Source organism: Tunturiibacter gelidiferens (assembly GCF_051013345.1).
In the GTDB taxonomy this organism is placed as follows: Bacteria; Acidobacteriota; Terriglobia; order Terriglobales; family Acidobacteriaceae; genus Edaphobacter; species Edaphobacter gelidiferens_A.
This window is the reverse complement of sequence record NZ_CP132939.1, coordinates 2,765,777-2,786,256: the sequence shown is the minus strand read 5'-3', so window position 1 is coordinate 2,786,256 and position 20,480 is coordinate 2,765,777. Positions and strand designations below refer to the sequence as shown.

The 20,480-nt window shown below is 57.7% G+C and carries 32 protein-coding genes and 1 pseudogene; 2 read left to right on the top strand and 31 right to left on the bottom strand.

What is annotated here, in order from left to right:
- Positions 1–29: 29 nt before the first annotated feature.
- Positions 30–1,076 (top strand): NAD(P)-dependent alcohol dehydrogenase, encoded by a 1,047-nt coding sequence (locus RBB80_RS13745; RefSeq protein ID WP_433968765.1) that lies wholly within the window; start codon positions 30–32, stop codon positions 1,074–1,076.
- On the opposite strand, the gene RBB80_RS13740 is transcribed toward RBB80_RS13745, so the two are convergent.
- Together RBB80_RS13740 and RBB80_RS13735 are read right to left on the bottom strand one after the other, a co-directional pair.
- Positions 1,066–2,307, bottom strand: coding sequence for a lactonase family protein (locus tag RBB80_RS13740; protein ID WP_433968763.1), 1,242 nt, complete (start codon positions 2,305–2,307; stop codon positions 1,066–1,068). The two genes, RBB80_RS13745 and RBB80_RS13740, sit on opposite strands and share 11 nt — an antisense overlap.
- Positions 2,308–2,319: 12 nt before the next feature.
- Complete coding sequence (locus RBB80_RS13735; protein WP_433968762.1) at positions 2,320–2,679, bottom strand: hypothetical protein; 360 nt, start codon at positions 2,677–2,679, stop codon at positions 2,320–2,322.
- Positions 2,680–3,024: 345 nt separating this feature from the next.
- Between RBB80_RS13735 and RBB80_RS13730 the strand changes: the two genes are divergently transcribed.
- Positions 3,025–4,413, top strand: a complete 1,389-nt coding sequence (locus tag RBB80_RS13730) for a diguanylate cyclase (protein WP_433968761.1) — start codon at positions 3,025–3,027, stop codon at positions 4,411–4,413.
- A gap of 73 nt (positions 4,414–4,486) precedes the next feature.
- On the opposite strand, the gene rplQ is transcribed toward RBB80_RS13730, so the two are convergent.
- From rplQ to rplB, 29 genes and pseudogenes are all read right to left on the bottom strand, one after another.
- Positions 4,487–4,966, bottom strand: coding sequence for a 50S ribosomal protein L17 (rplQ, locus tag RBB80_RS13725; protein ID WP_433968759.1), 480 nt, complete (start codon positions 4,964–4,966; stop codon positions 4,487–4,489).
- Positions 4,967–5,149: 183 nt separating this feature from the next.
- Entirely contained in the window at positions 5,150–6,253 is a 1,104-nt protein-coding gene (locus RBB80_RS13720) for a DNA-directed RNA polymerase subunit alpha (protein ID WP_433968758.1), read from the bottom strand.
- Between the two features lie 166 nt (positions 6,254–6,419).
- Positions 6,420–7,051 (bottom strand): annotated as a pseudogene (gene rpsD / locus RBB80_RS13715) (30S ribosomal protein S4).
- 54 nt (positions 7,052–7,105) lie between these two features.
- Positions 7,106–7,291 carry a DUF1272 domain-containing protein gene (locus tag RBB80_RS13710; protein ID WP_433968757.1) on the bottom strand — a complete coding sequence of 62 codons (186 nt, stop codon included), beginning with the start codon at positions 7,289–7,291 and terminating at the stop codon, positions 7,106–7,108.
- Between the two features lie 15 nt (positions 7,292–7,306).
- The gene (gene rpsK, locus RBB80_RS13705) at positions 7,307–7,729 is read right to left on the bottom strand and encodes a 30S ribosomal protein S11 (RefSeq protein WP_179585612.1); all 423 of its coding nucleotides are present in this window, start codon (positions 7,727–7,729) and stop codon (positions 7,307–7,309) included.
- A gap of 3 nt (positions 7,730–7,732) precedes the next feature.
- Positions 7,733–8,113, bottom strand: coding sequence for a 30S ribosomal protein S13 (gene rpsM / locus RBB80_RS13700; RefSeq protein ID WP_179585614.1), 381 nt, complete (start codon positions 8,111–8,113; stop codon positions 7,733–7,735).
- 156 nt (positions 8,114–8,269) lie between these two features.
- Entirely contained in the window at positions 8,270–8,383 is a 114-nt protein-coding gene (rpmJ, locus tag RBB80_RS13695) for a 50S ribosomal protein L36 (protein ID WP_158790629.1), read from the bottom strand.
- A 178-nt stretch (positions 8,384–8,561) separates the two neighbouring features.
- Entirely contained in the window at positions 8,562–8,780 is a 219-nt protein-coding gene (infA, locus tag RBB80_RS13690; protein WP_013581270.1) for a translation initiation factor IF-1, read from the bottom strand.
- A gap of 147 nt (positions 8,781–8,927) precedes the next feature.
- Positions 8,928–9,086: a hypothetical protein gene (locus RBB80_RS13685; RefSeq protein ID WP_433968756.1), complete on the bottom strand. Its 159-nt coding sequence runs from the start codon at positions 9,084–9,086 to the stop codon at positions 8,928–8,930.
- Positions 9,087–9,094: 8 nt separating this feature from the next.
- Complete coding sequence (gene map, locus RBB80_RS13680; protein ID WP_433968755.1) at positions 9,095–9,676, bottom strand: type I methionyl aminopeptidase; 582 nt, start codon at positions 9,674–9,676, stop codon at positions 9,095–9,097.
- Between the two features lie 20 nt (positions 9,677–9,696).
- Positions 9,697–10,422, bottom strand: a complete 726-nt coding sequence (locus tag RBB80_RS13675) for an adenylate kinase (RefSeq protein WP_433968753.1) — start codon at positions 10,420–10,422, stop codon at positions 9,697–9,699.
- A 12-nt stretch (positions 10,423–10,434) separates the two neighbouring features.
- Positions 10,435–11,844 (bottom strand): preprotein translocase subunit SecY, encoded by a 1,410-nt coding sequence (secY, locus tag RBB80_RS13670; RefSeq protein WP_433968752.1) that lies wholly within the window; start codon positions 11,842–11,844, stop codon positions 10,435–10,437.
- A gap of 92 nt (positions 11,845–11,936) precedes the next feature.
- Entirely contained in the window at positions 11,937–12,398 is a 462-nt protein-coding gene (gene rplO, locus RBB80_RS13665) for a 50S ribosomal protein L15 (protein WP_433968750.1), read from the bottom strand.
- Between the two features lie 97 nt (positions 12,399–12,495).
- The gene (rpmD, locus tag RBB80_RS13660; protein WP_433968748.1) at positions 12,496–12,690 is read right to left on the bottom strand and encodes a 50S ribosomal protein L30; all 195 of its coding nucleotides are present in this window, start codon (positions 12,688–12,690) and stop codon (positions 12,496–12,498) included.
- Between the two features lie 38 nt (positions 12,691–12,728).
- Positions 12,729–13,235 (bottom strand): 30S ribosomal protein S5, encoded by a 507-nt coding sequence (rpsE, locus tag RBB80_RS13655; protein WP_433968747.1) that lies wholly within the window; start codon positions 13,233–13,235, stop codon positions 12,729–12,731.
- 48 nt (positions 13,236–13,283) lie between these two features.
- A complete protein-coding gene (rplR, locus tag RBB80_RS13650; RefSeq protein WP_179636966.1) occupies positions 13,284–13,649 on the bottom strand; it encodes a 50S ribosomal protein L18 in 366 nt (121 codons plus the stop codon).
- A gap of 119 nt (positions 13,650–13,768) precedes the next feature.
- Positions 13,769–14,314, bottom strand: coding sequence for a 50S ribosomal protein L6 (gene rplF / locus RBB80_RS13645; RefSeq protein WP_433968745.1), 546 nt, complete (start codon positions 14,312–14,314; stop codon positions 13,769–13,771).
- A 118-nt stretch (positions 14,315–14,432) separates the two neighbouring features.
- Positions 14,433–14,831: a 30S ribosomal protein S8 gene (gene rpsH / locus RBB80_RS13640; protein ID WP_158790620.1), complete on the bottom strand. Its 399-nt coding sequence runs from the start codon at positions 14,829–14,831 to the stop codon at positions 14,433–14,435.
- A gap of 162 nt (positions 14,832–14,993) precedes the next feature.
- Positions 14,994–15,179: a type Z 30S ribosomal protein S14 gene (locus RBB80_RS13635; protein ID WP_020715220.1), complete on the bottom strand. Its 186-nt coding sequence runs from the start codon at positions 15,177–15,179 to the stop codon at positions 14,994–14,996.
- Positions 15,180–15,234: 55 nt separating this feature from the next.
- Complete coding sequence (gene rplE, locus RBB80_RS13630) at positions 15,235–15,783, bottom strand: 50S ribosomal protein L5 (protein WP_183792932.1); 549 nt, start codon at positions 15,781–15,783, stop codon at positions 15,235–15,237.
- A gap of 114 nt (positions 15,784–15,897) precedes the next feature.
- Complete coding sequence (gene rplX, locus RBB80_RS13625; RefSeq protein ID WP_353066036.1) at positions 15,898–16,227, bottom strand: 50S ribosomal protein L24; 330 nt, start codon at positions 16,225–16,227, stop codon at positions 15,898–15,900.
- Positions 16,228–16,289: 62 nt separating this feature from the next.
- Positions 16,290–16,661 carry a 50S ribosomal protein L14 gene (gene rplN / locus RBB80_RS13620; RefSeq protein ID WP_158790617.1) on the bottom strand — a complete coding sequence of 124 codons (372 nt, stop codon included), beginning with the start codon at positions 16,659–16,661 and terminating at the stop codon, positions 16,290–16,292.
- 78 nt (positions 16,662–16,739) lie between these two features.
- Positions 16,740–17,084: a 30S ribosomal protein S17 gene (gene rpsQ, locus RBB80_RS13615; protein ID WP_179636960.1), complete on the bottom strand. Its 345-nt coding sequence runs from the start codon at positions 17,082–17,084 to the stop codon at positions 16,740–16,742.
- 2 nt (positions 17,085–17,086) lie between these two features.
- Entirely contained in the window at positions 17,087–17,362 is a 276-nt protein-coding gene (gene rpmC / locus RBB80_RS13610; protein ID WP_353066033.1) for a 50S ribosomal protein L29, read from the bottom strand.
- 25 nt (positions 17,363–17,387) lie between these two features.
- Positions 17,388–17,822, bottom strand: a complete 435-nt coding sequence (rplP, locus tag RBB80_RS13605) for a 50S ribosomal protein L16 (RefSeq protein ID WP_433968742.1) — start codon at positions 17,820–17,822, stop codon at positions 17,388–17,390.
- A gap of 64 nt (positions 17,823–17,886) precedes the next feature.
- Positions 17,887–18,561: a 30S ribosomal protein S3 gene (rpsC, locus tag RBB80_RS13600; RefSeq protein WP_158943402.1), complete on the bottom strand. Its 675-nt coding sequence runs from the start codon at positions 18,559–18,561 to the stop codon at positions 17,887–17,889.
- A gap of 79 nt (positions 18,562–18,640) precedes the next feature.
- A complete protein-coding gene (gene rplV, locus RBB80_RS13595) occupies positions 18,641–19,165 on the bottom strand; it encodes a 50S ribosomal protein L22 (RefSeq protein ID WP_433968741.1) in 525 nt (174 codons plus the stop codon).
- 89 nt (positions 19,166–19,254) lie between these two features.
- A complete protein-coding gene (gene rpsS / locus RBB80_RS13590) occupies positions 19,255–19,542 on the bottom strand; it encodes a 30S ribosomal protein S19 (RefSeq protein WP_158943398.1) in 288 nt (95 codons plus the stop codon).
- Between the two features lie 96 nt (positions 19,543–19,638).
- A complete protein-coding gene (rplB, locus tag RBB80_RS13585) occupies positions 19,639–20,463 on the bottom strand; it encodes a 50S ribosomal protein L2 (protein WP_433968739.1) in 825 nt (274 codons plus the stop codon).
- Positions 20,464–20,480: the final 17 nt, after the last annotated feature.

Here is a 20,480-nt window from a genome sequence, read left to right as displayed (position 1 = left end):
ATCATTATGCAAAGACAAAAGGGGACAAGATGAAATCACGTGGTTACGCTGTACACGATAAGAAGTCGCCACTCGTTCCTTTCAGCTTCGAGCGGCGGGAGCCAGGCGCAAATGATGTAGTCGTCGAGATCGCTTACTCGGGCATCTGTCACTCGGATATTCACCAGGCGCGGGATGAATGGGGCGGCTCGATCTATCCGATGGTGCCGGGGCATGAGATCGTCGGGCACGTGACGGCCGTTGGTGGAGCGGTGAAGAAGTTCAAGGTAGGCGATGTCGCCGCGGTTGGAGTGATCGTTGACTCCTGCCGGGTGTGCGAGAACTGCAAGGCAGACGAGCAGCAGTACTGCCTGAAGGGTGCGGTCGAAACCTACAACAAGCGCGACTACGCGGGAGAGGTCACGTACGGTGGTTACTCCAACAACATCGTTGTGAACGAGAATTACGTCCACACCATCTCTCCGAAGCTGAACCTCGCTGCGGTAGCGCCGCTGCTGTGCGCAGGAATTACAACCTACTCGCCGCTACGCCACTGGAAGGTCGGAAAGAATAGTAAGGTTGGCGTGGTTGGACTGGGTGGGCTGGGTCACATGGGTTTGAAGTTCGCTCACTCATTCGGCGCGCATGTTGTGCAATTCACGACATCCGAAAACAAAATCGAAGACGCGAAGAAACTGGGCGCCGATGAGGTGGTTGTCACGAAAGACGCCGCAGCTGTAGCCAAGCACGCTGGAAGCTTCGACTTTATTCTCGACTGTGTCTCGGCGCCCCACGATATAAACCAGTACCTGAATCTGCTGCGGTTGAATGGAACCCTGTGCCTGGTGGGTCTCCCTGAAACTCCCTTGTCCGTGGCTCCGTTTTCTGTGGTGGCCAATCGGCGCTCTCTCGCTGGGTCGGGAATCGGCGGGATGAAACAGACTCAGGAGATGCTGGACTACTGCGCAGAGCACAACATCGTCTCCGACATTGAGCTAACATCGGTCGACAAGCTGAACGAAGCTTACGAGCGGGTGTTAAAGGCCGATGTGAAGTATCGCTTCGTGATCGACATGGCGACGTTGCCTAAGGGTTAGTCGCCGCTTGTCTTCGCGGCTCAGGCGAAGAGGGTAAAGAGCGGCGAATCCAAAGCGACGGTCTGCGCGGGGCCAGAGAGCTTTCCCGTAGCGGCGTCGCGGCGAAAGACCGTGACATTTGCGGAGTCCTGATTGCCGCAGAGCAGCCACTGCGCCGTCGGATCCAGCGTAAAGTGGCGAGGCGTTTTGCCGCCGCAGGCGATCCGCTGAAGCAGCGTAAGGTCGCCGTTTTTTGCAATCGAAAAGACGACCAGAGAATCTTCCCCCGATTGCTGGCGTACAGAAAATTTCCGTCGGGTGAGATGGCGATTTCAGCCGCGGTATTCTTCTCGGCAGGAAAGTCCGGCGCGATCGTCTTGACGGAGAAAGTGGAATTTACCAGAAGGCCCTGCGGCGCGTTGCTGAAGCGGGTCGCTGTCCACAAGCAGCGATCGATGCTGGAGTCGATCTCATTGATGCAGTAGACCCAGCGACCGTTGGGGTGGAAGACGACGTGGCGCGGTCCTGACCCTGGACGTTCGTTGGTGAACAGGTGCGGATCGGAGAGTTGGCCAGTCTCAGGATGAATGTAGAAGACGGAGATGTGGTCGGTTCCAAGATCGCAAACCAGGAGGAAGCGGTCGTCCGGCGAAATCGTAACGCAGTGGGGGTGCGAGTTCTCCTGACGAGCAGAGTTAGGCCCCGGTGCCCCAAACTTCTGATGATCTTTGAAATCGAGGCGTTCGACCGGCTGGCTGAGCGTGCCATCCGGCTGGACGCGATATGAGGTGATAGAAGCGCCGACGTAGTTAGCTACAAAGGCAGCGTGGCCGGTAGAGTCTACCGAAACATAAGCAGGTCCGGCACCGCCAGAAGGGACCTGCCCGGTTTGCTGCAGGTTGCCGGTTCCCGGATCCAGCATGAAGCTGGTAACTGTCGCGGCAGGATCATTGATGGCATTGACCGCATAAAGTGAGCGGCGGCTCGAGCCGGGAGGCGACACGGCAAGATAAGACGGTCGGGCCGTGGCAGCAATCAGCACTGGCGGAGTCAGTTGACCAAGGGCGGAATCGAAGATCGACCGATAAATGCCTTTGCTCACTCCCTTGTTCGTGTCAGTTCCGAAAAAAACATGAATCGGGGGCGGCGGGACTACTTTCTTTTGCGAGTGGGCCAGGCGGCAAAGGAGCGCGCAGAGGCCGTGAAGGCAGGAAACAAGACAAGGAATCGGCGGCGCGTGAACATGGACCAAACCCCTGGGAGGTTATGCTGGTTCGCCTGGAAGGTGTATGCCCAACTCGTCTTCGGCACGCATATTCTCGTTGATGACGGGAAGACTTGGAAGATTGTCGGTGCGGCCAGCTTCTTTTACGACGGCGCTGGCGTGTTCGAGGACCTCATCGACAGTCATGGTATACATCTCGCGGCCATTATCGTATCCAGACTCGACCGCGTGCTGCAGATATCGACCGGCGGTCTGCGCGGCAAGATAATCGGTAATGACATACCCTGTACGGCGCTTTTGCTCGACCCAAGCCAGGTTTGGCATGGCGATCCAGACAGGTTTGCCATTGACTGCAAAGCGGATGTCGGTGGCGTCGGCATGGCGCGTCGCGATGGCCACGATGGTCCCCTTCCATACGCAGTGAAGGTCTTCCCGGTCCAGCGGTCGGTTACTTTAAAGTCTTCATACATGATTGTCTCTAGATTAGAGCAGGGTGAGGGGATCAGCAAGGCGGGGGCGTAATACCAACGAAATTTGGTCGGACCTATAGCAAATTCGGACTACCGCCGCCAATATTTCCCACAATGGGAATAGAGTACGAGGTTACTTTCGTAAGCACTTGAAATTGCCTCTAGTATATGCAAGTTACCGCAGTTATTCTTAGTTCTAATTTTACGGTGATCGATGAGCGTGCGTCGAACAGAAGCTGAAGCCGCTAGCTTAAGGGCGATCTGGACACGTGATTTGTTGGACTCCCAGCCAGAGCTTGAATGTGACGAACTGGTTAGGCTTGCTGCCTGTCTCTGCGGAACTCCACTCGGCCTGGTGACGCTGCTCGATGAGCGACACCAATGGTATCGTGCGTCCGAAACGCTGAAGATGGGTGAAACACCGCGCGAGGTAGCCTTCTGTGCGCACGCGGTCCGGCAGAACGGACTCTTCATGGTGAAGGACGCTCTGCTTGATAGCCGATTTTCCAGCAATCCCCTGGTAACTCTGGATCCGGCGATACGGTTTTTTGCCGGAGTGAGTCTGCATGACTCCGACGGCGAGCCGATCGGGACTCTCTGTGTAGTCGACATGTCCCCTCGCATCCTCAGCGAGGATCAATCCGAGGCTCTTGAGATATTCGGACGACAGATAAGTCTTCGGCTACAGGCGATAGTGCAGCGGCGGGCGCTGGAGCAGGCATTGGCGGAGAAAGAAAGAGCGAGCGCCGGACTCCGCGCCAGTGAAGAGTTGTTTCGCGCATTCATGAATGCCAGTCCGTTTCTGAGCTACATCAAAGATGCTGCGGGACGTTTGCTCTTCTACAATCGCAGTTTCGCGCAAAGGTTTGGCGTCAGCGAATATGCCTGGCTTGGGCGAACCGACGAACAGCTCTGGTCCAGAAAGCTGACCAAATCCGTACGGACTCATGATCTCGAAGTGATGGCTGGCGGAAAGATGGTCGAGACCGAAGAGCACATTCGGAACTCCGACGGGTCTGTTAGCTCGCTACGATCTTTCAAGTTTCCCTGTCACGATTCGGCGGGTAACGTCCTGCTGGCAGGCGTTGCCGTCGACGTGTCCGAGGAGGTGGCTCATCAGGCCGAGCTGGAGCGCTATCATCGTGAGCTCGAAGACGCAAACGATCAGCTGCGAAAGCTAGCTGTCACCGACGAACTAACGGGTTTGCGCAACCGCAGGTCATTTGAGGAACGCCTGGTCATGGAGTTTTCACTGGCGCGGCGAAGAAAGCGGGAACTTTCTGTCCTTCTGATCGACGTTGACGACTTCAAAACTATCAATGATCGGTGGGGCCACGCGGCGGGTGACGAAGTCCTGCGGCGACTGGGCATGATTCTACGAACGACAGTGCGACTGCCTGATCTGCCCGCGCGTTACGGAGGAGAGGAGTTTGTCGTCCTCCTCCCGGAGAGTGGCGAAGAGAGCGCCATGGGCCTTGCCCGACGGGTAATGCAGCGGGTTGCGACGGAAGAGTGGGAGAATCAGCCGCTGACGATCAGCGTAGGAATGGCTTCGATGAACGAGTCGCTCGAAAATGGCTTTCAGCTGGTGGAGCTGGCGGACGAGGCGTTGTATGCCGCCAAGCGCGCGGGCAAAAATCGCGTTATGGTGCACAGCGGTTAGAGTTTTTGGACACGAAAGAAAGAAGCGCACCTTGCGGGGTGCGCCTCTTTGCGTTAATGGAGTGCTCTGAAAGTTACGCTTCCGCGTTCGGATCGCCAGCTTGGCCTTCGCCGCGCTCTTCCATCTGCTTCGCGAGCTCTTCGCGCTTTTTCGTGCGAGCTTCGGCGCGCTTCTGTGCCTTCTCGTTTAGCTCGTGCTCGGCACCGAGGAGCTCGATATAGGCCATCTCGGCGGCGTCACCCTTGCGGGCTCCGAGGCGTGTGATGCGGAGGTAGCCGCCCTGGCGTGCAGCGTAACGAGGAGCTACGGTGGCGAAGAGGCGGTCGACCGATTCGGGTGTCATCAAGTAAGCAGCAGCCTGACGGCGGGCGTGAACGGTGCCGCGCTTTCCGAGGGTGATCATCTTCTCGATGAGGGGGCGAGTGGCCTTGCACTTGGTGATGGTGGTTTCGACGCGGTCCATCAGGATGACGGAGGTGACGAGGTTGCGCAGCATGGCGCGGCGATGGCTGGTGTTGCGGCCTAGTTTGTATCCTGCATTACGGTGACGCATCGATGATCTCCTTCGACTCGGCATTGGCCGTGAGTCGGTACTGCTTGGAATGTGTGCGTTCGGCCTAAGCCTGGCGCGGGTGAAGCTGCCTCGGTCAATCAAGAGGCTTGTTGCTGCGCAGCTTATGCTGCGTTTTCATCTAGAGCCTGCGGCGGCAGAGCTAATCCACCGCCGCAGTACTGGTTAGAAGTTCTCTGGTTCGCTGCCGACGAGGTCGAGGTCTTCGTCCTCATCTTCGTCTTCGTCATCGTCGTCATCAAAGTTGCCGAAGCTGGCGGCGAGGGTGGCTGCGGGCAGAACGGAGGTGGGTCCGGGCTGCGGGTTGCCGTTCTCGTCGATCTTCATGCCGAGGGACAGGCCCATCTGTGCGAGGATCTCTTTGATCTCATTCAGAGACTTGCGGCCGAAGTTCTTGGTCTTGAGCATCTCGGCTTCGGTCTTCTGGATGAGTTCGCCGATGGTGGCGATGTTGGCGTTCTTGAGGCAGTTGTAGCTGCGGACGGAGAGCTCGAGCTCTTCGACCGAGCGGTTCAGGTTCTCGTTACGCAGGGCCGGGCCGTCGTGCTGACCGTCGTGACCAGCTTCCATCTCCTCTTCAAAGTTGATGAAGATGGTCATGTGGTCCTTCAGCAGCTTGGCGGAGAGGCCGAGAGCGTCTGCCGGGAGCACGGTGCCATTGGTCCAGATCTCAATCGTCAGTTTGTCGTAGTCGGTGATCTGACCGAGACGAGCTGCCTCGACGAGGTAGTTGACCTTGCGGACGGGCGAGTGGACGGAGTCGACCGGAATGAAACCGAGGCCGAGGTCGCCGTCAAAGTTCTTGTCAGCAGAAATGTAGCCACGGCCACGCTTCAGGCGCATCTCCATGTCGATCTTGCCGCCTTCGCTGACTGTGCAGATATAGACGTTCTTGTCGAGGATCTCGACATCGCCGTCGGCTTCGATCATGCCGGAGGTGATGACGCCGGCCTGGTCGGCGCGGAGGTAGAGAGCCTTAGGGCCTTCGCCGGCAAGCTTGAACGGAATCTGCTTGAGGTTCAGGATGATATCGGTCGCATCTTCGACGACGCCGGTGATGGACTGGAATTCGTGCAGGACACCTTCGATGCGAACGGCGGTTACTGCGGCACCCTCGATAGAGGAAAGTAACGTCCGGCGGAGCGCATTGCCGATAGTGGTACCGAAGCCGCGCTCAAAGGGCTGCGCGGAGAACTTGCCGTACTTTTCGGTGAGTGTTTCGGTGTCGACTGCGAGACGCTTGGGCTTTTGAAAACCTCTCCAAAGCATGTGTTTCTCCTTTTCCGGCTCACTCGCGATGCATTCTGCGAGATGGCGGGTGTTTCTGTTACGGGGTAGGTTGTGTGTTGCTTTCGCATTTGTAACGCGGCAAGAAACAAATACGATGTTCTTTGCCGCGCTGCAAGATGACGAATCTTGTATGTAACTCCAGCGGTTACTTGCTGTAGAGTTCGACGATCAGCTGCTCGTTGACGGGCAGGTTGACGTCCTCGCGCTTCGGCAGAGCGATAACCTTGCCGGAGAGATTGTCGCGGTTGATGTCGAGCCACTGGACCTGGTTCTGACCGGCGGCAAAGTTCTTCGCCTCTTCGAGCATGACCAATGCCTTCGAACCCTCGCGGATCGCGATCTCATCGCCAACCTTCACCTGGAAGGAGGGGATGTTGACCTTGCGGCCGTTGACCTGAAGGTGACCGTGACGGACAACCTGACGGGCCTGACGGCGGCTCATCGCGAAACCGAGACGGTAGGCGACGTTGTCGAGACGAGTCTCAAGCTGCTGCAGCAAAAGTTCGCCGGTGACACCGGTCTTGTTCGACGCCTTCTGATAGTAAGCGCGGAACTGAGTCTCGAGGGTGAAGTAGATGCGCTTGGCCTTCTGCTTCTCGCGGAGTTGCAGACCGTAGCCGACAACCTTCTTCACTTTACGGGACTGGCCGTGCTGGCCTGGGGGAAGTTGCGCTTTTCAACGGGGCATTTCTCAGAGAAGCACTTGGTTCCCTTGAGGAAGAGCTTGGTGCCGTCGCGGCGGCAGAGGCGGCAGACGGGTCCGGTGTAACGTGCCATTTTTATAACTCCTGACTTCGGGTGACGATCGCTTTACGCGCGGGCAGCGCTTCTTCACGATCCAGTTGTAGTAACGTCTTGCCTGCGGCGGGGCCTGAGAACAAGCTCACCGCCGCAGTTGGGACAGATTGCATTCATAACCTGAGCGCATGTTGCACAGAAGCTGCACTCGTAACTGCAGATGAAGGCTATTCCGTTTGCGTCGAGAGCTGCATTACAGCGTTCGCATTCGGACTTCATCAAAAGTGCCACAGATCAAACGCGGCGACGCTTCGGCGGACGGCAGCCATTGTGCGGCATCGGCGTAACGTCGCGGATGCTGCGCACCTCGATGCCGGTGGTGGCGAGAGCGCGGATCGCGGACTCACGGCCAGAGCCGGGACCGGAGACGCGCACGTCGACCGAACGGACACCGTGGTCACGAGCTGCGTTGGCTGCACCGACGGCGGCCTGTTGCGCGGCAAACGGAGTTCCCTTACGGGATCCGCGGAAGCCAAGCGAACCGGATGACTTCCAGCTGAGCGTGTTGCCGACCTGGTCGGTGATGGTGACGATGGTGTTGTTGAACGAAGCCTGAATAAAGACGAGGCCAAATGGAACATTCTTGCGCTCGCGCTTCTTGAACTTCTTATTCTTGCCGGGCTTTGCTGCACCCTTCGTATTCTGTGTCTTCGCCATGTCTTATTTCGTCGCTTTCTTCTTACCGGCAACGGTTCCCTTGCGTGGGCCTTTGCGGGTGCGAGCGTTGGTGTGGGTGCGCTGGCCGCGGACGGGCAGCGAACGACGGTGGCGGAGGCCACGGTAGGACTGAATTTCGATGAGGCGCTTGATGTTGAGCGAGATGTCCTTGCGGAGATCGCCTTCGATCTGGCCCTCGGCTTCAATAACCTGACGGATGCGGTTCAGCGCGTCCTCGTCGAGCGTGCCAACCTTCGCGACGGGATCGACATCCGCCTTCGCGAGGATCTTGGCGGCGCGAGAGTCGCCGATTCCGAAGATGTAGGTGAGACCGATGCGCGCCTGTTTGTTGTTAGGGACATCGACTCCAGCAATACGTGCCATGGGGTTCCTTTTCGGTTGAGCTTCGTAGCTTCGCCACGAAAGCGGGGTTGTTTGTTTGCGGCGAGTCCGTCGGGTTCAACGCAAGCCTTGACTTCGGCTAACTAGCCCGACGGGGCCGGTAGTGCTGGGTGTCGCAAAGACCTTCTCGGTCTCTCCTTAGCCCTGACGCTGCTTATGCTTCGCGTTCTCGCAGATAACACGCACCACGCCACGGCGGTGAATGACCTTGCACTTGTCACACATCTTCTTTACTGAGGCACGAACCTTCATTCTGATTCCCTTCTTTTATGCAACGTAAAACCTGACAACTAAAGGACGCGTCACGGGAAACACGTTCCCTTCTGACAAGCGGCCTGAATGCCAGGGCAAAATGCCCTGACCTATCCCAAGTGCAAATGCGCTTGAGCAACCCATTGATGGAGACGGGATGGGCTCCCGTAACCGTTGTCTACTTGTAGCGGTAGACAATGCGGCCGCGGTTGAGATCGTACGGGCTGAGCTCAATCGCGACGCGGTCGCCGGGGAGGATGCGAATGAAGTTTTTGCGCATACGTCCGGAGACGTGAGCAAGGGCCTGATGCTTGTTCTCAAGCTCGACCTTGAACATCGCATTCGGCAGGGTTTCGACAACCACCGCCATCACTTCAATTGCATCTTCCTTCGACAAACGATCTCCTTTGGAGGTGAAGAGGCTAACCCCTTACATCTCCACAACTTCTTCTATAAGTTGAGCATTTTTCCTCAACCAGAGTTACCATGCGACACACTTGCGCACACCGCATCTCTTATAGTACCCCAAAACGGGTCGATTTTCCTAGCGGGTAAGCACCAGGGGGCCATCTTTCGTGAGGGCGACCGTGTGTTCAAAGTGGGCGCTGTAGCTGCCGTCAATCGTAACCGCCGTCCAGCCATCCTTCAAAACCCGAACTTCCGGGCCGCCGGCGTTGATCATAGGCTCGATCGCGAGCACCATGCCTGCCTTCAGCCGGGGCCCTTGCCGGCGGCACCAAAGTTCGGAACCTGAGGATCTTCGTGCATGGCGCGTCCAATCCCATGCCCGACAAACTCCCGGACGACGCCAAACCCTTCCGCTTCACAGAGTTCCTGAACAGCAGCTGAGATATCGCCCAGACGTCCACCGACCTGGCATTGCTCAATCGCCTTCTCGAGGGAGGCTTTCGTGACTTCGAGAAGCTTCGTCGTCTCCGCGCTGACTTTGCCGATGGGGTAGGTTACGGCGGCGTCGGAGTAGTATCCATCGATGATGACCCCGCAGTCGATCGAAAGAATATCGCCTTCGGCCAGAATTCGCTTGGCGTTCGGCATGCCGTGGACGACTTCGTTGTTGACTGAAGTGCAAAGAGCGGACGGGTAGCCGTGATAGCCCTTGAAGGCTGCGATGGCACCCAGCTCGGCAATCCTTTTGACGGCAATCTCCTCGAGATCCATCGTTGAAGCGCCGGGGACGACGTGGGGCGCAATCGCGTTGTGGACCTGGCGAAGAGCCTTACCGGAGATCCGCATCTTCTCGATCTCCTGCGCCGTTTTAATCATGATGGCCATAATGCAGTTCGTCTCGAATACTACTGGTTTGACGCTTGGCGAAGTCGGTTGAGCGCGGATACGATCCCAGCTGTGACCTCTTCCACTGGACGATCTCCACCCACGATCTCGAAGCGGCCTTGCTTGCGATAGTGCTCCACCACCGGAGCCGTCTGCGCTTCGAAGGTCTTCATCCGCTCCGTAAAGACAGCTTCAGAGTCGTCAGGACGCTGGATCAGAGCCGAGCCGTCAACATCACAGATGCCCGGAACAGCAGGTGGATTCGAATAGATGTTGTAGATGTGGTCAGTTCCACAAATCCTACGGCCGGTGATGCGATGGAGCAGTTGCTCGTACTCAACGACGATACTGATCGCGATCACTGGCAGAGTGCCTGCATCAGAGGACAGCTGTACATCCAACCAGTTCGCTTGATTTAGAGTCCGCGGAAAACCGTCGAGAATAAAGCCGCGCCGGGTATCTGGCTGCTTCAGCCTGTCTGCGACCATCTGGTTCACGAGATCATCGGAAACAAGCGTGCCCTGATCCACGAGCGCCTTGGCAGCCTTGCCAAGCTCTGTCCCCTTGGAGATGTTGGCGCGAAGAATGTCACCGGTTGAGACTTGAGGGATGCCATAGGCGGCCATCAAGGCCTTTGCCTGCGTCCCCTTGCCAACGCCCGGTGCGCCTAAAAGGAGTACCGGCCCTGGCAGAAAGTTCTTGTCTGACGGGGCTGTCTCGTGTTCGGATGCGATGCTTGTTGTCAACGGGTTAAGTCCCTACCAGCTCTTGCGACCGCGGATGCGACCACTCTTGGGAGTGAAGCCGTCATAGTGGCGCATGATGAGCTGCGATTCGACCTGCTGGACAGTGTCCATGGCTACGCCGACGACGATCAGCAGCGAGGTGCCGCCGAAATAGAAGTTGACGCCAAGACCATTGGTCATCCAGGTCGGCAACCGATCAAAGACCGAACCGATAAGCCAGAGATGGTTGAAGTGGATTCCGCTGATGAGCAACTGCGGAATGATGGTGATGATGATCAGATACAGCGCGCCGACAAGGGTGATGCGGGTCAGCACATCGTTGATGAAGTCAGCAGTGCGCTTGCCAGGGCGAATGCCCGGGATAAAGCCGCCGTACTTGCGCATGTTGTCGGCGATATCGTCCGGGCGGAAGACGATGGAGATGTAGAAGTAGGCGAAGAAGATGATCGCGACCATCTGCAGCAGCTCGTACCAGGGCTCGCCGGGAGCCAGAGCACGCAGGATCGGGCCGAAGAAGGAGGAGTCCTGCAGGGAGTAGCCGAAGATGTGGGCGCCGGAGAAGAGCAGAGGAGCCGACAGGATGGAACTGGCGAAGATGACCGGCATCACGCCGCCGGAGTTGACCTTGAGCGGGAGGTGCGTGGACTGGCCACCCATCATCTTGCGGCCGACGATGCGCTTGGCGTACTGGACCGGAATACGACGCTCGGAGCGCTCTACGAAGACGATGAAGGCGACGACAGCGACCATGCCGGCGACCAATACCGCGATGACAATGGGGGTGAGTGCTCCCCACGCTCCGTCGCGAAACTTTTCGTAGAGGTTTTCGATGCCTTTCGGCAGGCCGACCACGATGCCGGCGAAGATGAGCAGGCTCATACCGTTGCCGATGCCGCGCTCGGTGATCTGCTCGCCCAGCCACATGATGAACGCTGTGCCTGCGGTGAGGGTGATGACGCAGAGCGGAATGAAGGCGGAGCGGGAGATGGTGACCATCGTCTGCCCGGTGCTGGTATTGGTGAGCGTCAGTGCGATGGCAAACGACTGCACGATGCCTAGCAGAACCGTGACGTAACGCGTCCACTGGGTGATCTTGCGGCGGCCGAGCTCGCCTTCCTTCTGCAGCTTCGCCAGCGGCTCATAGATGACCGTTAGCAGCTGGAAGATGATCGACGCCGTGATGTACGGCATGATGCCGAGCGCGAAGACGGTGAGCTTGCGGAGGTTTCCGCCGGAGAAGAGGTCGACCAGGCCGAGTGCCGAGCCGGAGTTCTGATTGAAGAACTGGGCGAGCATGTCGGCGTTGATGCCGGGGGTGGGGATGTGCCCGCCGAGGCGGTAGACGGCCAACATGCCAAGCGTAAACAGCACGCGCTTGCGGAGGTCGGGGATTTTGAAGATGTTTGCGATTTTCTCGAACATCGGGTGCGGGAACCTCGGGGTAAAACCTGTGATCTGGTGAAACGGCGATGCGAGGGCGCGCGCCCTCGCCTGCCAATCATTCTAAATGCTGCCTAGCCGATCAGGATGGCCTTGCCGCCGGCCTTTTCGATCGCCTCTTGGGCGGTCTTCGAGAACTTGTGCGCGTGAACCGTCACAGCGGTCTTGATCTCTCCGTTATTCAACACTTTGATCAAAGCGCCCTTCTTGCGCAGCAAGCCCAGCTCGATGATCTTGTCGAGGGTGAACTCGGTGACATTCTCGGCAGCGACGATCTCGGCGACGCGATCGAGGCCAAGGACCTGGTACTCAACGCGGAAGATGTTGGTAAAGCCGCGCTTCGGCAGACGGCGGTGAAGGGGCATCTGACCGCCTTCAAAACCACGCATCAGTGACGAACCCGAGCGAGAGCCCTGACCCTTGTGTCCACGGGTGGAGGTCTTACCCATGCCCGAACCCATACCACGGCCGACACGCTTCTTGTTTTCGTTCGCCCTCTTGGGGGCACGGAGATTGGAGAGATTACGAATTGTCATTGTTTCCTCGCTTAACGCCGACGAAGCACCTTGTGCCCTTCGCCGACTCGCTTATGAGTTAGCCCTTACGGGGTGGTGCCGATACGCCGGATCGCGACTAGTCGACGACGCGGACGAGATGGGGAACCTTTGCGACCATGCCACGAATGGATGGTGTGTCTTCCCGCTCGACGACCTGGTTGAGACGGGTAAAGCCGAGGCCCTTGATGACGAGCTTGTGCTTGACCGGGGTGCAGATCTTGGAACGGAAGTATTGCAGCTTGATTTTGGCGATTGCGTTGGTGTCAGCCATGAGAGAGCTCCTTGAATCTTGTTGGAGCAGGGTTGAGCTTAGAGCTCTTCCACTGCCTTACCGCGCAGGGCGGCGACTTCGGCCTTGTTGCGAAGCTGGACGAGAGCATCGAACGTAGCCTTGATGACGTTGTGCGGGTTCGCCGAGCCAAGGCTCTTGGTCAGCACGTTCTGCACGCCAGCGGCGGTCATCACAGCGCGAACCGTCTTGCCGGCGATAACGCCCGTACCTTCGGGAGCTGGCTTCAGCATCACCTGGCCGGCGCCGAAGTGGCCGAGAACCTGGTGAGGAATCGTGCTCTGGGTCAGGTTGACCTTGTGCAGATTCTTCTTGGCCGACTCGATCCCCTTACGGATCGCCTGAGGAACTTCCTTTGCCTTGCCCGAGCCGTAGCCAACTACGCCTTCCGCCGGATCGCCGATGACGACCAGCGCGGCGAAGGACATATTCTTACCGCCCTTGACGACCTTGGTGACGCGGTTGATCGAAACGACCTCGTCCTTCAGGTTGAGGCGGTTCGCATCGATTTTCTTCTTCATTGCCATAATGTCTTATCCAGCTTTCTGGCGGCCAGTCAAGGCGCCGTGGGAACCTTAGAAATCGAGACCCGCTTCACGGGCTGCATCGGCGAGGGCCTTCACGCGGCCGTGATACAGATACCCGCCACGATCGAACACAATCTTCTTGATGCCCTTCTCCTTGGCACGCTCGGCGATCAACTTGCCGACTTCAGCAGCCGCGGCGATGTTGCCGCCGTACTTCTTCTCTTCGGTCTTCTTGCCCATGGAAGAAGCAGAGGCGATGGTAACTCCGTTGAGATCGTCGATGAGCTGCGTGTAGATGTGATTGAGCGAGCGATAGACGTTGAGGCGCGGACGCTCGGCGGTCCCGGACATCTTCTCGCGAATGCGGGTGTGAACGCGCTGGCGGATCACATTGCGCTGACGTGGATTGATCATGATTGACTTTCCTTCCTAGTGGCGTACTCAGAGTGCTGAGGACGTTCGGTTATTGAAACCAATGTTGAGTGGCTGCATGAGGAGTGAATCACCTTAGCTCACTCCTCATGCAGCGCAGATTACTTCGCTCCGGTCTTACCGACCTTCTTCTTCAGCTTCTCGCCGGTGTAGCGAACGCCCTTGTTCTTGTAGGGGTCTGGCTTACGGAGCGAGCGCATGTCAGCAGCAATCTGGCCTACCTTCTGCCGATCGATGCCGGAGACGGTGAGGTGAGTCTGCTTCGGATCAATCTCGACAGAGATGCCGGTGGGCAGCGGAAACTCGATGGGGTGAGAGTAGCCCAGGGTGAAGACCACCATGTTCTTCCCCTTCAGCTCGGCGCGATATCCGATACCGACGATGTCGATCTCTTTCGTCCAACCGGTAGTAACGCCGGTGACCGCGTTGAAGACCAGCGCGCGAGCGAGGCCGTGAAAGGCTGCCTGCTTATCCGTCTGACGCTCAGCGATGAGATGGCCATCCTTCTGGATGAGGGTGATGCCGCCAGGCAGCATCGCGCTGACTTTGCCCTTAGGGCCCTCAACAAGGACGGTGTTGCCGTTCTCGCTAACCGTGTACTTGACGCCGGTGGGTAGGGCAATCGGTTTCTTACCAATACGTGACATAACGAATCCCTTTTGTGGCTTGCGAGTCGCGATAGCATCGATGCTTATCGTTCCACTGCAGCCGATAAAACCGTTCTTAGGTCGTCATCGCAAAGACGACGATGTGTTTCCTTCCGAGCTACCAGACTTCGCAGAGAATCTCGCCGCCAACACCTTCGCGACGCGCCTGGCGACCGGTCATGACTCCCTTGGGGGTGGTCATGATGGAGATGCCAAGACCACCCTGAACCCGACGGATCTCATCACGGCCGAGGTAAACGCGGCAACCGGGACGCGACACACGCTGCAGATCGCGGATGACAGCCTCGTTGTTCGGGCCGTACTTCAGGTAAACGCGGATGACCTTCATGCCATTCTCTTCGGTCGGCTTATAGTTCGCGATGTAGCCCTCTTCTTTGAGGATGCGGGCAATCTCGGCCTTGAGCTTGGATGCGGGGACGTCGAGCTTCTGGTGACGCGCACGGATAGAGTTACGAATGCGGGTCAAAAAGTCTGCTACTGGATCGGTGAGGTTCATTCATTCTCCTTCATCCCCCGTTCGCTCACGAGTCTCTCTCGCAAGAACCAGCGGGGATGTCTGTTTCGGGTGATACGTCCAGACTTCTGCACCATAAGCTAACGCCCTGATGAGGTCTCTGGAGTAAGCGTGCGACCTGCGCCGCACACGAATCCTTTTATTCTACCAGCTCGACTTCACAACGCCCGGGATCTCTCCCTTGAGGGCGAGCGAACGGAAGCAGAGACGGCATACGCCAAACTTCCGCAGAAAGGCGCGGGGACGACCGCAGAGCTGGCAGCGGTTGTGCTGGCGGGACTTGAACTTCGGTTTCCTTGCGTCTTTGACGCGTTTTGCTGTAGTTGCCATGTGTTTTGCTCTCTATCTTTAGTGCAAGTTCAAAAGAAAACTTGATGATCTTTCTTTATGCTCCAACGCGGAAGGGCATACCGAAGCTCTTCAGCAGGGCGCGGGCACCGTTGTCGTCCTTCGCCGTCGTGACGATGGTGACGTTCATACCCTTCAGTTTGTCGACCTTGGCGTAGTCGATCTCAGCGAAGATCAGCTGGTCACGCAAGCCAAGAGTGTAGTTGCCGCGGCCATCGAAGCTCTTCGACGAAACGCCGCGGAAGTCACGGACGCGTGGAAGAGCGATGGAGATGAGGCGGTCAAGGAACTCATACATCGTGTCGCCGCGCAGCGTGACCATCGCACCGATCGGCATGCCCTCACGCACCTTGAAGGCTGCGATGGACTTCTTGGCCTTGGTGGTCACAGGCTTCTGGCCGGCAATGGCGGCAAGATCGGCGACCAGGGGATCCATGATCTTGACGTTCTGGGTGGCTTCGCCGAGACCCATGTTGATGACAATCTTCTCGAGCTTCGGGATCGCCATCGCGTTGGTGATGTTGAGCTCTTTGCCCAACGCCTGCTTGATCTCGCTCTCGTACTTCTGCTTCAGACGTGCTGCCATGATTTTTCTTCGCTTTCTCCACGATTTCCGGGTTGGGTTTGAGCCCGTATACCGATACGTGGGGTGAACCGTTGTTACAGGATTTGAACTGCTGTTACGTGAAACAAACTTTGCTTACTTCTTCTTCTCGGCGATAGTTGAGCCGCTGGTCTTCGAGAAGCGAACCTTCGTGTCACCCTCGAAACGCGAGCCGATGCGGGTCTTCTTGCCATCTCCGTCGAGCAGCATGACGTTCGAGATGTGGATGGTGGCCTCCTGCTCCGCGATGCCGCCCTTGATGTTGCGCTGGGGGTTCGGCTTCACGTGCTTCTTCACCATCATGACGCCCTCAACCAGGACGCGATTCTTTTCAGCGATGACGCGAAGAACCCGGCCCTGCTTGCCTTTGTCCTTGCCTGCGATTACTTCGACCTTGTCATTCCGCTTGATCTTGATGCCTGCCATAACTCTCTCTTCCTCGACGATCGTGAAACCTCGGAGCCGGACTCCGTTATAAGAAATGCTTATTAGATGACTTCAGGCGCGAGCGAGACGATCTTGAGGAACTTCTTCTCACGAAGCTCGCGGGCCACGGGTCCGAATACGCGGGTTCCGACCGGCTCGTTGGCATCATTGATGACGACTGCGGCGTTCTGGTCGAAGCGGATATACGTTCCATCGCGGCGGCGATACTCCTTGCGCGTGCGAACGATCACAGCCTTGACGACCTTACCCTTCTTGACGGTGCCATCGGGAGAGGCTTCCTTGACAGCTGCGGTGACGACGTCGCCGAGGCCTGCCTTCTTGCCGAGACCACCACCGAGGGGCAGGATCACCTGCAACTTGCGCGCGCCGGAGTTATCGGCTACGTCAAGCATTGTTCTCATTTGTACTGACATCGTTCTTCTCCTGGCAATCTACTGCGGTGACACGGCCGGGGATCATGCCCCAGGCTTGAACTTGATAAACGCTAAAAGCTACTTAGCTTCGGCAGCGACAGCAGCAGCAGACTTCTCTTCCGCCAGCGCGAGCGATGAGCGGCGAACGATCTCCTCGAGCGACCAGCGCTTCAGCTTGGAAAGAGGACGGGCCTCGCGAATGCGAACTACGTCACCGACGCGTGCGGAGTTCTGCTCGTCATGCGCGTAGAACTTCTTGTTCGACTTCATCACGCGCTTGTACTTGGGGTGCGCCTTGCGCATCTCGATCTCGACGACGATCGTCTTTTGCATCTTGGTCGAGACGACCAGACCCACCTTCTCATTGCGACGCGAGGTCTGAGCTTCGGGAGTTGCGGCTGCGGTGTTGGTTGTATCTGCCATAATTAGTCCTTCTTCGCTTTCTTGCGGGCGGTGCGAGTGCTCTTGGCCGGCGCAACGTTGGCGACGACGGGGTTAGCGGCCTTCTCGGCGGCCAGAGTGCGCTGCCGTTCGACGGTCTTGATGCGAGCGATGTCCAGCTTGAGTGTCCGCAGCTTCTTGATGCCTTCGTTGTTGCCCAGGCTCTTCTGGAAGCGGATGCGGAAGAGCTGCTCGCCGGCCTTGGCTTGCTCGCTCTTGAGCTCATCGTCACTGAGATTGCTAATTTTTTCGAATTCCATTGTCTTTTTCCTTCAATACTAAAAGCTACTTAGCGACGACCGTCGCCTTCACATCGTGGCGCTGGACGAAGCTCGTCTTGAGCGGAAGCTTATGAGCCGCGAGACGCATCGCCTCTTTGGCCAGCTCCGGAGTGACGCCTTCCATCTCGAACAGAATGCGGCCCGGACGAACAACGCAAACCCAGTGATCCGGAGCGCCCTTACCTTTACCCATACGGGTTTCAGCAGGCTTCTTGGTGATCGGCTTGTCCGGGAACAGACGGAGCCAGACCTTGCCGCCACGCTTGATGAAACGCGTCATCGCGATACGGCTGGCTTCGATCTGCCGGTCGGTAATATAACCGCACTCCATCACCTTCAGGCCGAAGTCGCCGAACGAGAGATCGGAGCCGCGCCACGCTTTGCCGCACATGCGACCGCGCTGCTGTTTGCGAAACTTGACCTTCTTTGGCATCAACATAACGAAACCCTCTTCACTCTTGCGGGAATATCATCCCGGAAACTCCGGCCAAGCCGGGAAAAACTTAGCTTGCGAATGCGCCAGTCGTAACACCCTGGTCGCGACGCTTCTTCTGCTCGTAGATATCGCCGCGATAGACCCAGGTCTTGACGCCGATGATGCCGTAGGTGGTGTGCGCTTCGGCAAAACCGTAGTCGATGTCGGCACGCAGCGTGTGCAGCGGCAGACGACCCTGAAGGTACCACTCGGAGCGGGCGATCTCGTTTCCGTTCAGACGGCCGGAGACGCGGACCTTGATGCCCTTGCAACCGAACCGGAGAGCAGAGTCAACCGACTTGCGCATCGCGCGGCGGAAGCTGACGCGCTTCTCGAGCTGCAGCGCGATGTTCTCGGCAACCAGCTGAGCATCGAGCTCGGGCTTATTGACCTCGAGAATATCGATGAAGACCTCGCGGCTGGTGCGCTTCTGGATATCCGCCTTGAGCTTGTCGATCTCGGCACCCTTGCGGCCGATGATGATGCCCGGACGCGCAGTGCGGATGATCAGGCGCAGCTTGTTGCCTGGGCGCTCGACTTCAACCGAGCTGACACCGGCGGCCTTCAGCTTCTCGCGCAGCTCAGCCTTCAGCTTGACGTCTTCGACCAGCAGCTTGTCATAGCCGCGTTCCACGAACCAGCGTGACTTCCACGGCTTGTTGATGCCGAGGCGCAACCCATACGGATGGACTTTCTGTCCCATAGCTTCCCTTTACTCCGTGCCCTCTCCGGTTGAGCCGGTGGGCGGTAGTGCAAAACTTTAAGTTTACAAGAAAACCCGCTTACTTCGCGGCCTTTTTCGCTGCTGGCTTCTTGGCGGCTGCCTTCTTGGCTGCGGGCTTCTTCGCCGCGGTCTTGGTGGCTGCCTTCTTGGTGCCCTTTTTCACTGCCGGAGCCGGAGTTGCATCAGCAGCTGCGCTGATCGCAGTAGCCGACTTCTTCTCCGCAACCGTCACGATGATATGTGCGAGTCTGCGCTGGTAGCGGAACGCGCGGCCCATCGGGGCAGGGCGGATGCGTTTCATGCGCGGACCTTCGTTCGCAATCGCGGTGCGGACGTAGAGGTTATCGACATCAACATCGAGCCCCTGCTCCTGCGAGACATAGGTTGCGTTCTGAATCGCTGAACGCAGAACCTTCTCCACCACTGGCGCCATGCGCTTGGTGCTGAAGTGGACGGTGTTGAGCGCCTGCTCGACGCGTAGTCCCTTGATCAGATCCAGGACAAGCTTCGCCTTCTGCGGGCTGGTGCGCTGAAACTTAGCTTCTGCGCGGAACTCTCTGATTTTTTCTGCTGCCTTAGCCATAATCTTCGTCCTTCAAACTTCTGCTTCGCTGCCCGACATCCGTTGCCGCGGGCTCGCGGTCTTACCTAACTGCAATCTGTCAGCCCAATTTATTTGGGCTTCGCGGAGGTCTCAGCGGCGCGCGCGGAGTGGCCCTTGAAGGTGCGGGTTGCCGAAAACTCTCCGAGCTTGTGGCCCACCATGTTCTCCGTCACGTACACCGGAATGAACTTGCGGCCATTGTGCACGGCAATGGTGTGACCGACGAAGTCCGGGTGAATCGTGGACCGGCGCGACCAGGTGCGCAGCACCTTCTTGTCGTTGACCTGGTTCATCCCCACAATCTTCTTCATGAGGTGATCGTCGATGAAAGGACCTTTTTTCGCTGAACGTGACATTTTGCTAAGCTCCGACTTTCTTGTTGCGATGCTGGATACGACGAATCTCTTGCTTGCGAGACTTGGTGTTGCCCTTTGCTGCGGAACTGCTAGTCCTTACTTGGTACGACGCTTCACGATGAATACATCGGTCCGCTTGTTATTACGAGTCTTGTATCCACGAGTCGGCTGGCCCCAAGGCGTTACCGGGTGACGACCACCCGAAGTCTTACCTTCACCACCACCGTGCGGGTGATCGACAGGGTTCATCGAGACACCTCGGTTGGATGGACGAATACCCTTCCAACGATTGCGTCCGGCTTTACCGATCGTGACGTTCTCGTGGTCGGTGTTACCAACCTGGCCGATGGTCGCCATGCACTCAACCAGAACCTTGCGGGTCTCGCCGGAGGGCAGCTTGAGCAGAGCGTAATCGCCTTCCTTGGCAATCAGGTTCACCTGGGCGCCAGCGGAACGAGCCATCTGCGCGCCCTTACCAGGACGAAGCTCGATGTTGTGCACAATCGTTCCGGTCGGGATGAACTTCAACGGCAGCGCATTACCGACGAGGATATCGGCCTCCGGACCGCTCATGATCGACTGCCCGACTGTGAGACCGATCGGCTGAATGATGTAGCGCTTCTCGCCGTCCGCGTAGTTGATCAGCGCGATGCGGGAGCTACGGTTCGGATCGTATTCAACCGTCGCGACCGTACCGGGGATCCCGAACTTGTCGCGCTTGAAGTCAATAAGGCGTAGTTTCTGCTTATGACCGCCACCGTGGTGACGCATCGTAAGGCCGCCGTTGTTGTTGCGGCCGCCGGTGCGCTGCTTGACTCCAAGCAACGGCTTATGAGGCTTGTCTGTCGTGATGTCATCGTTGACAAGCTTCGTCGCGAAGCGGAGTGATGGAGTAATCGGTCGAAATGATTTGATCGGCATCGTCTTTATTCCCTTGC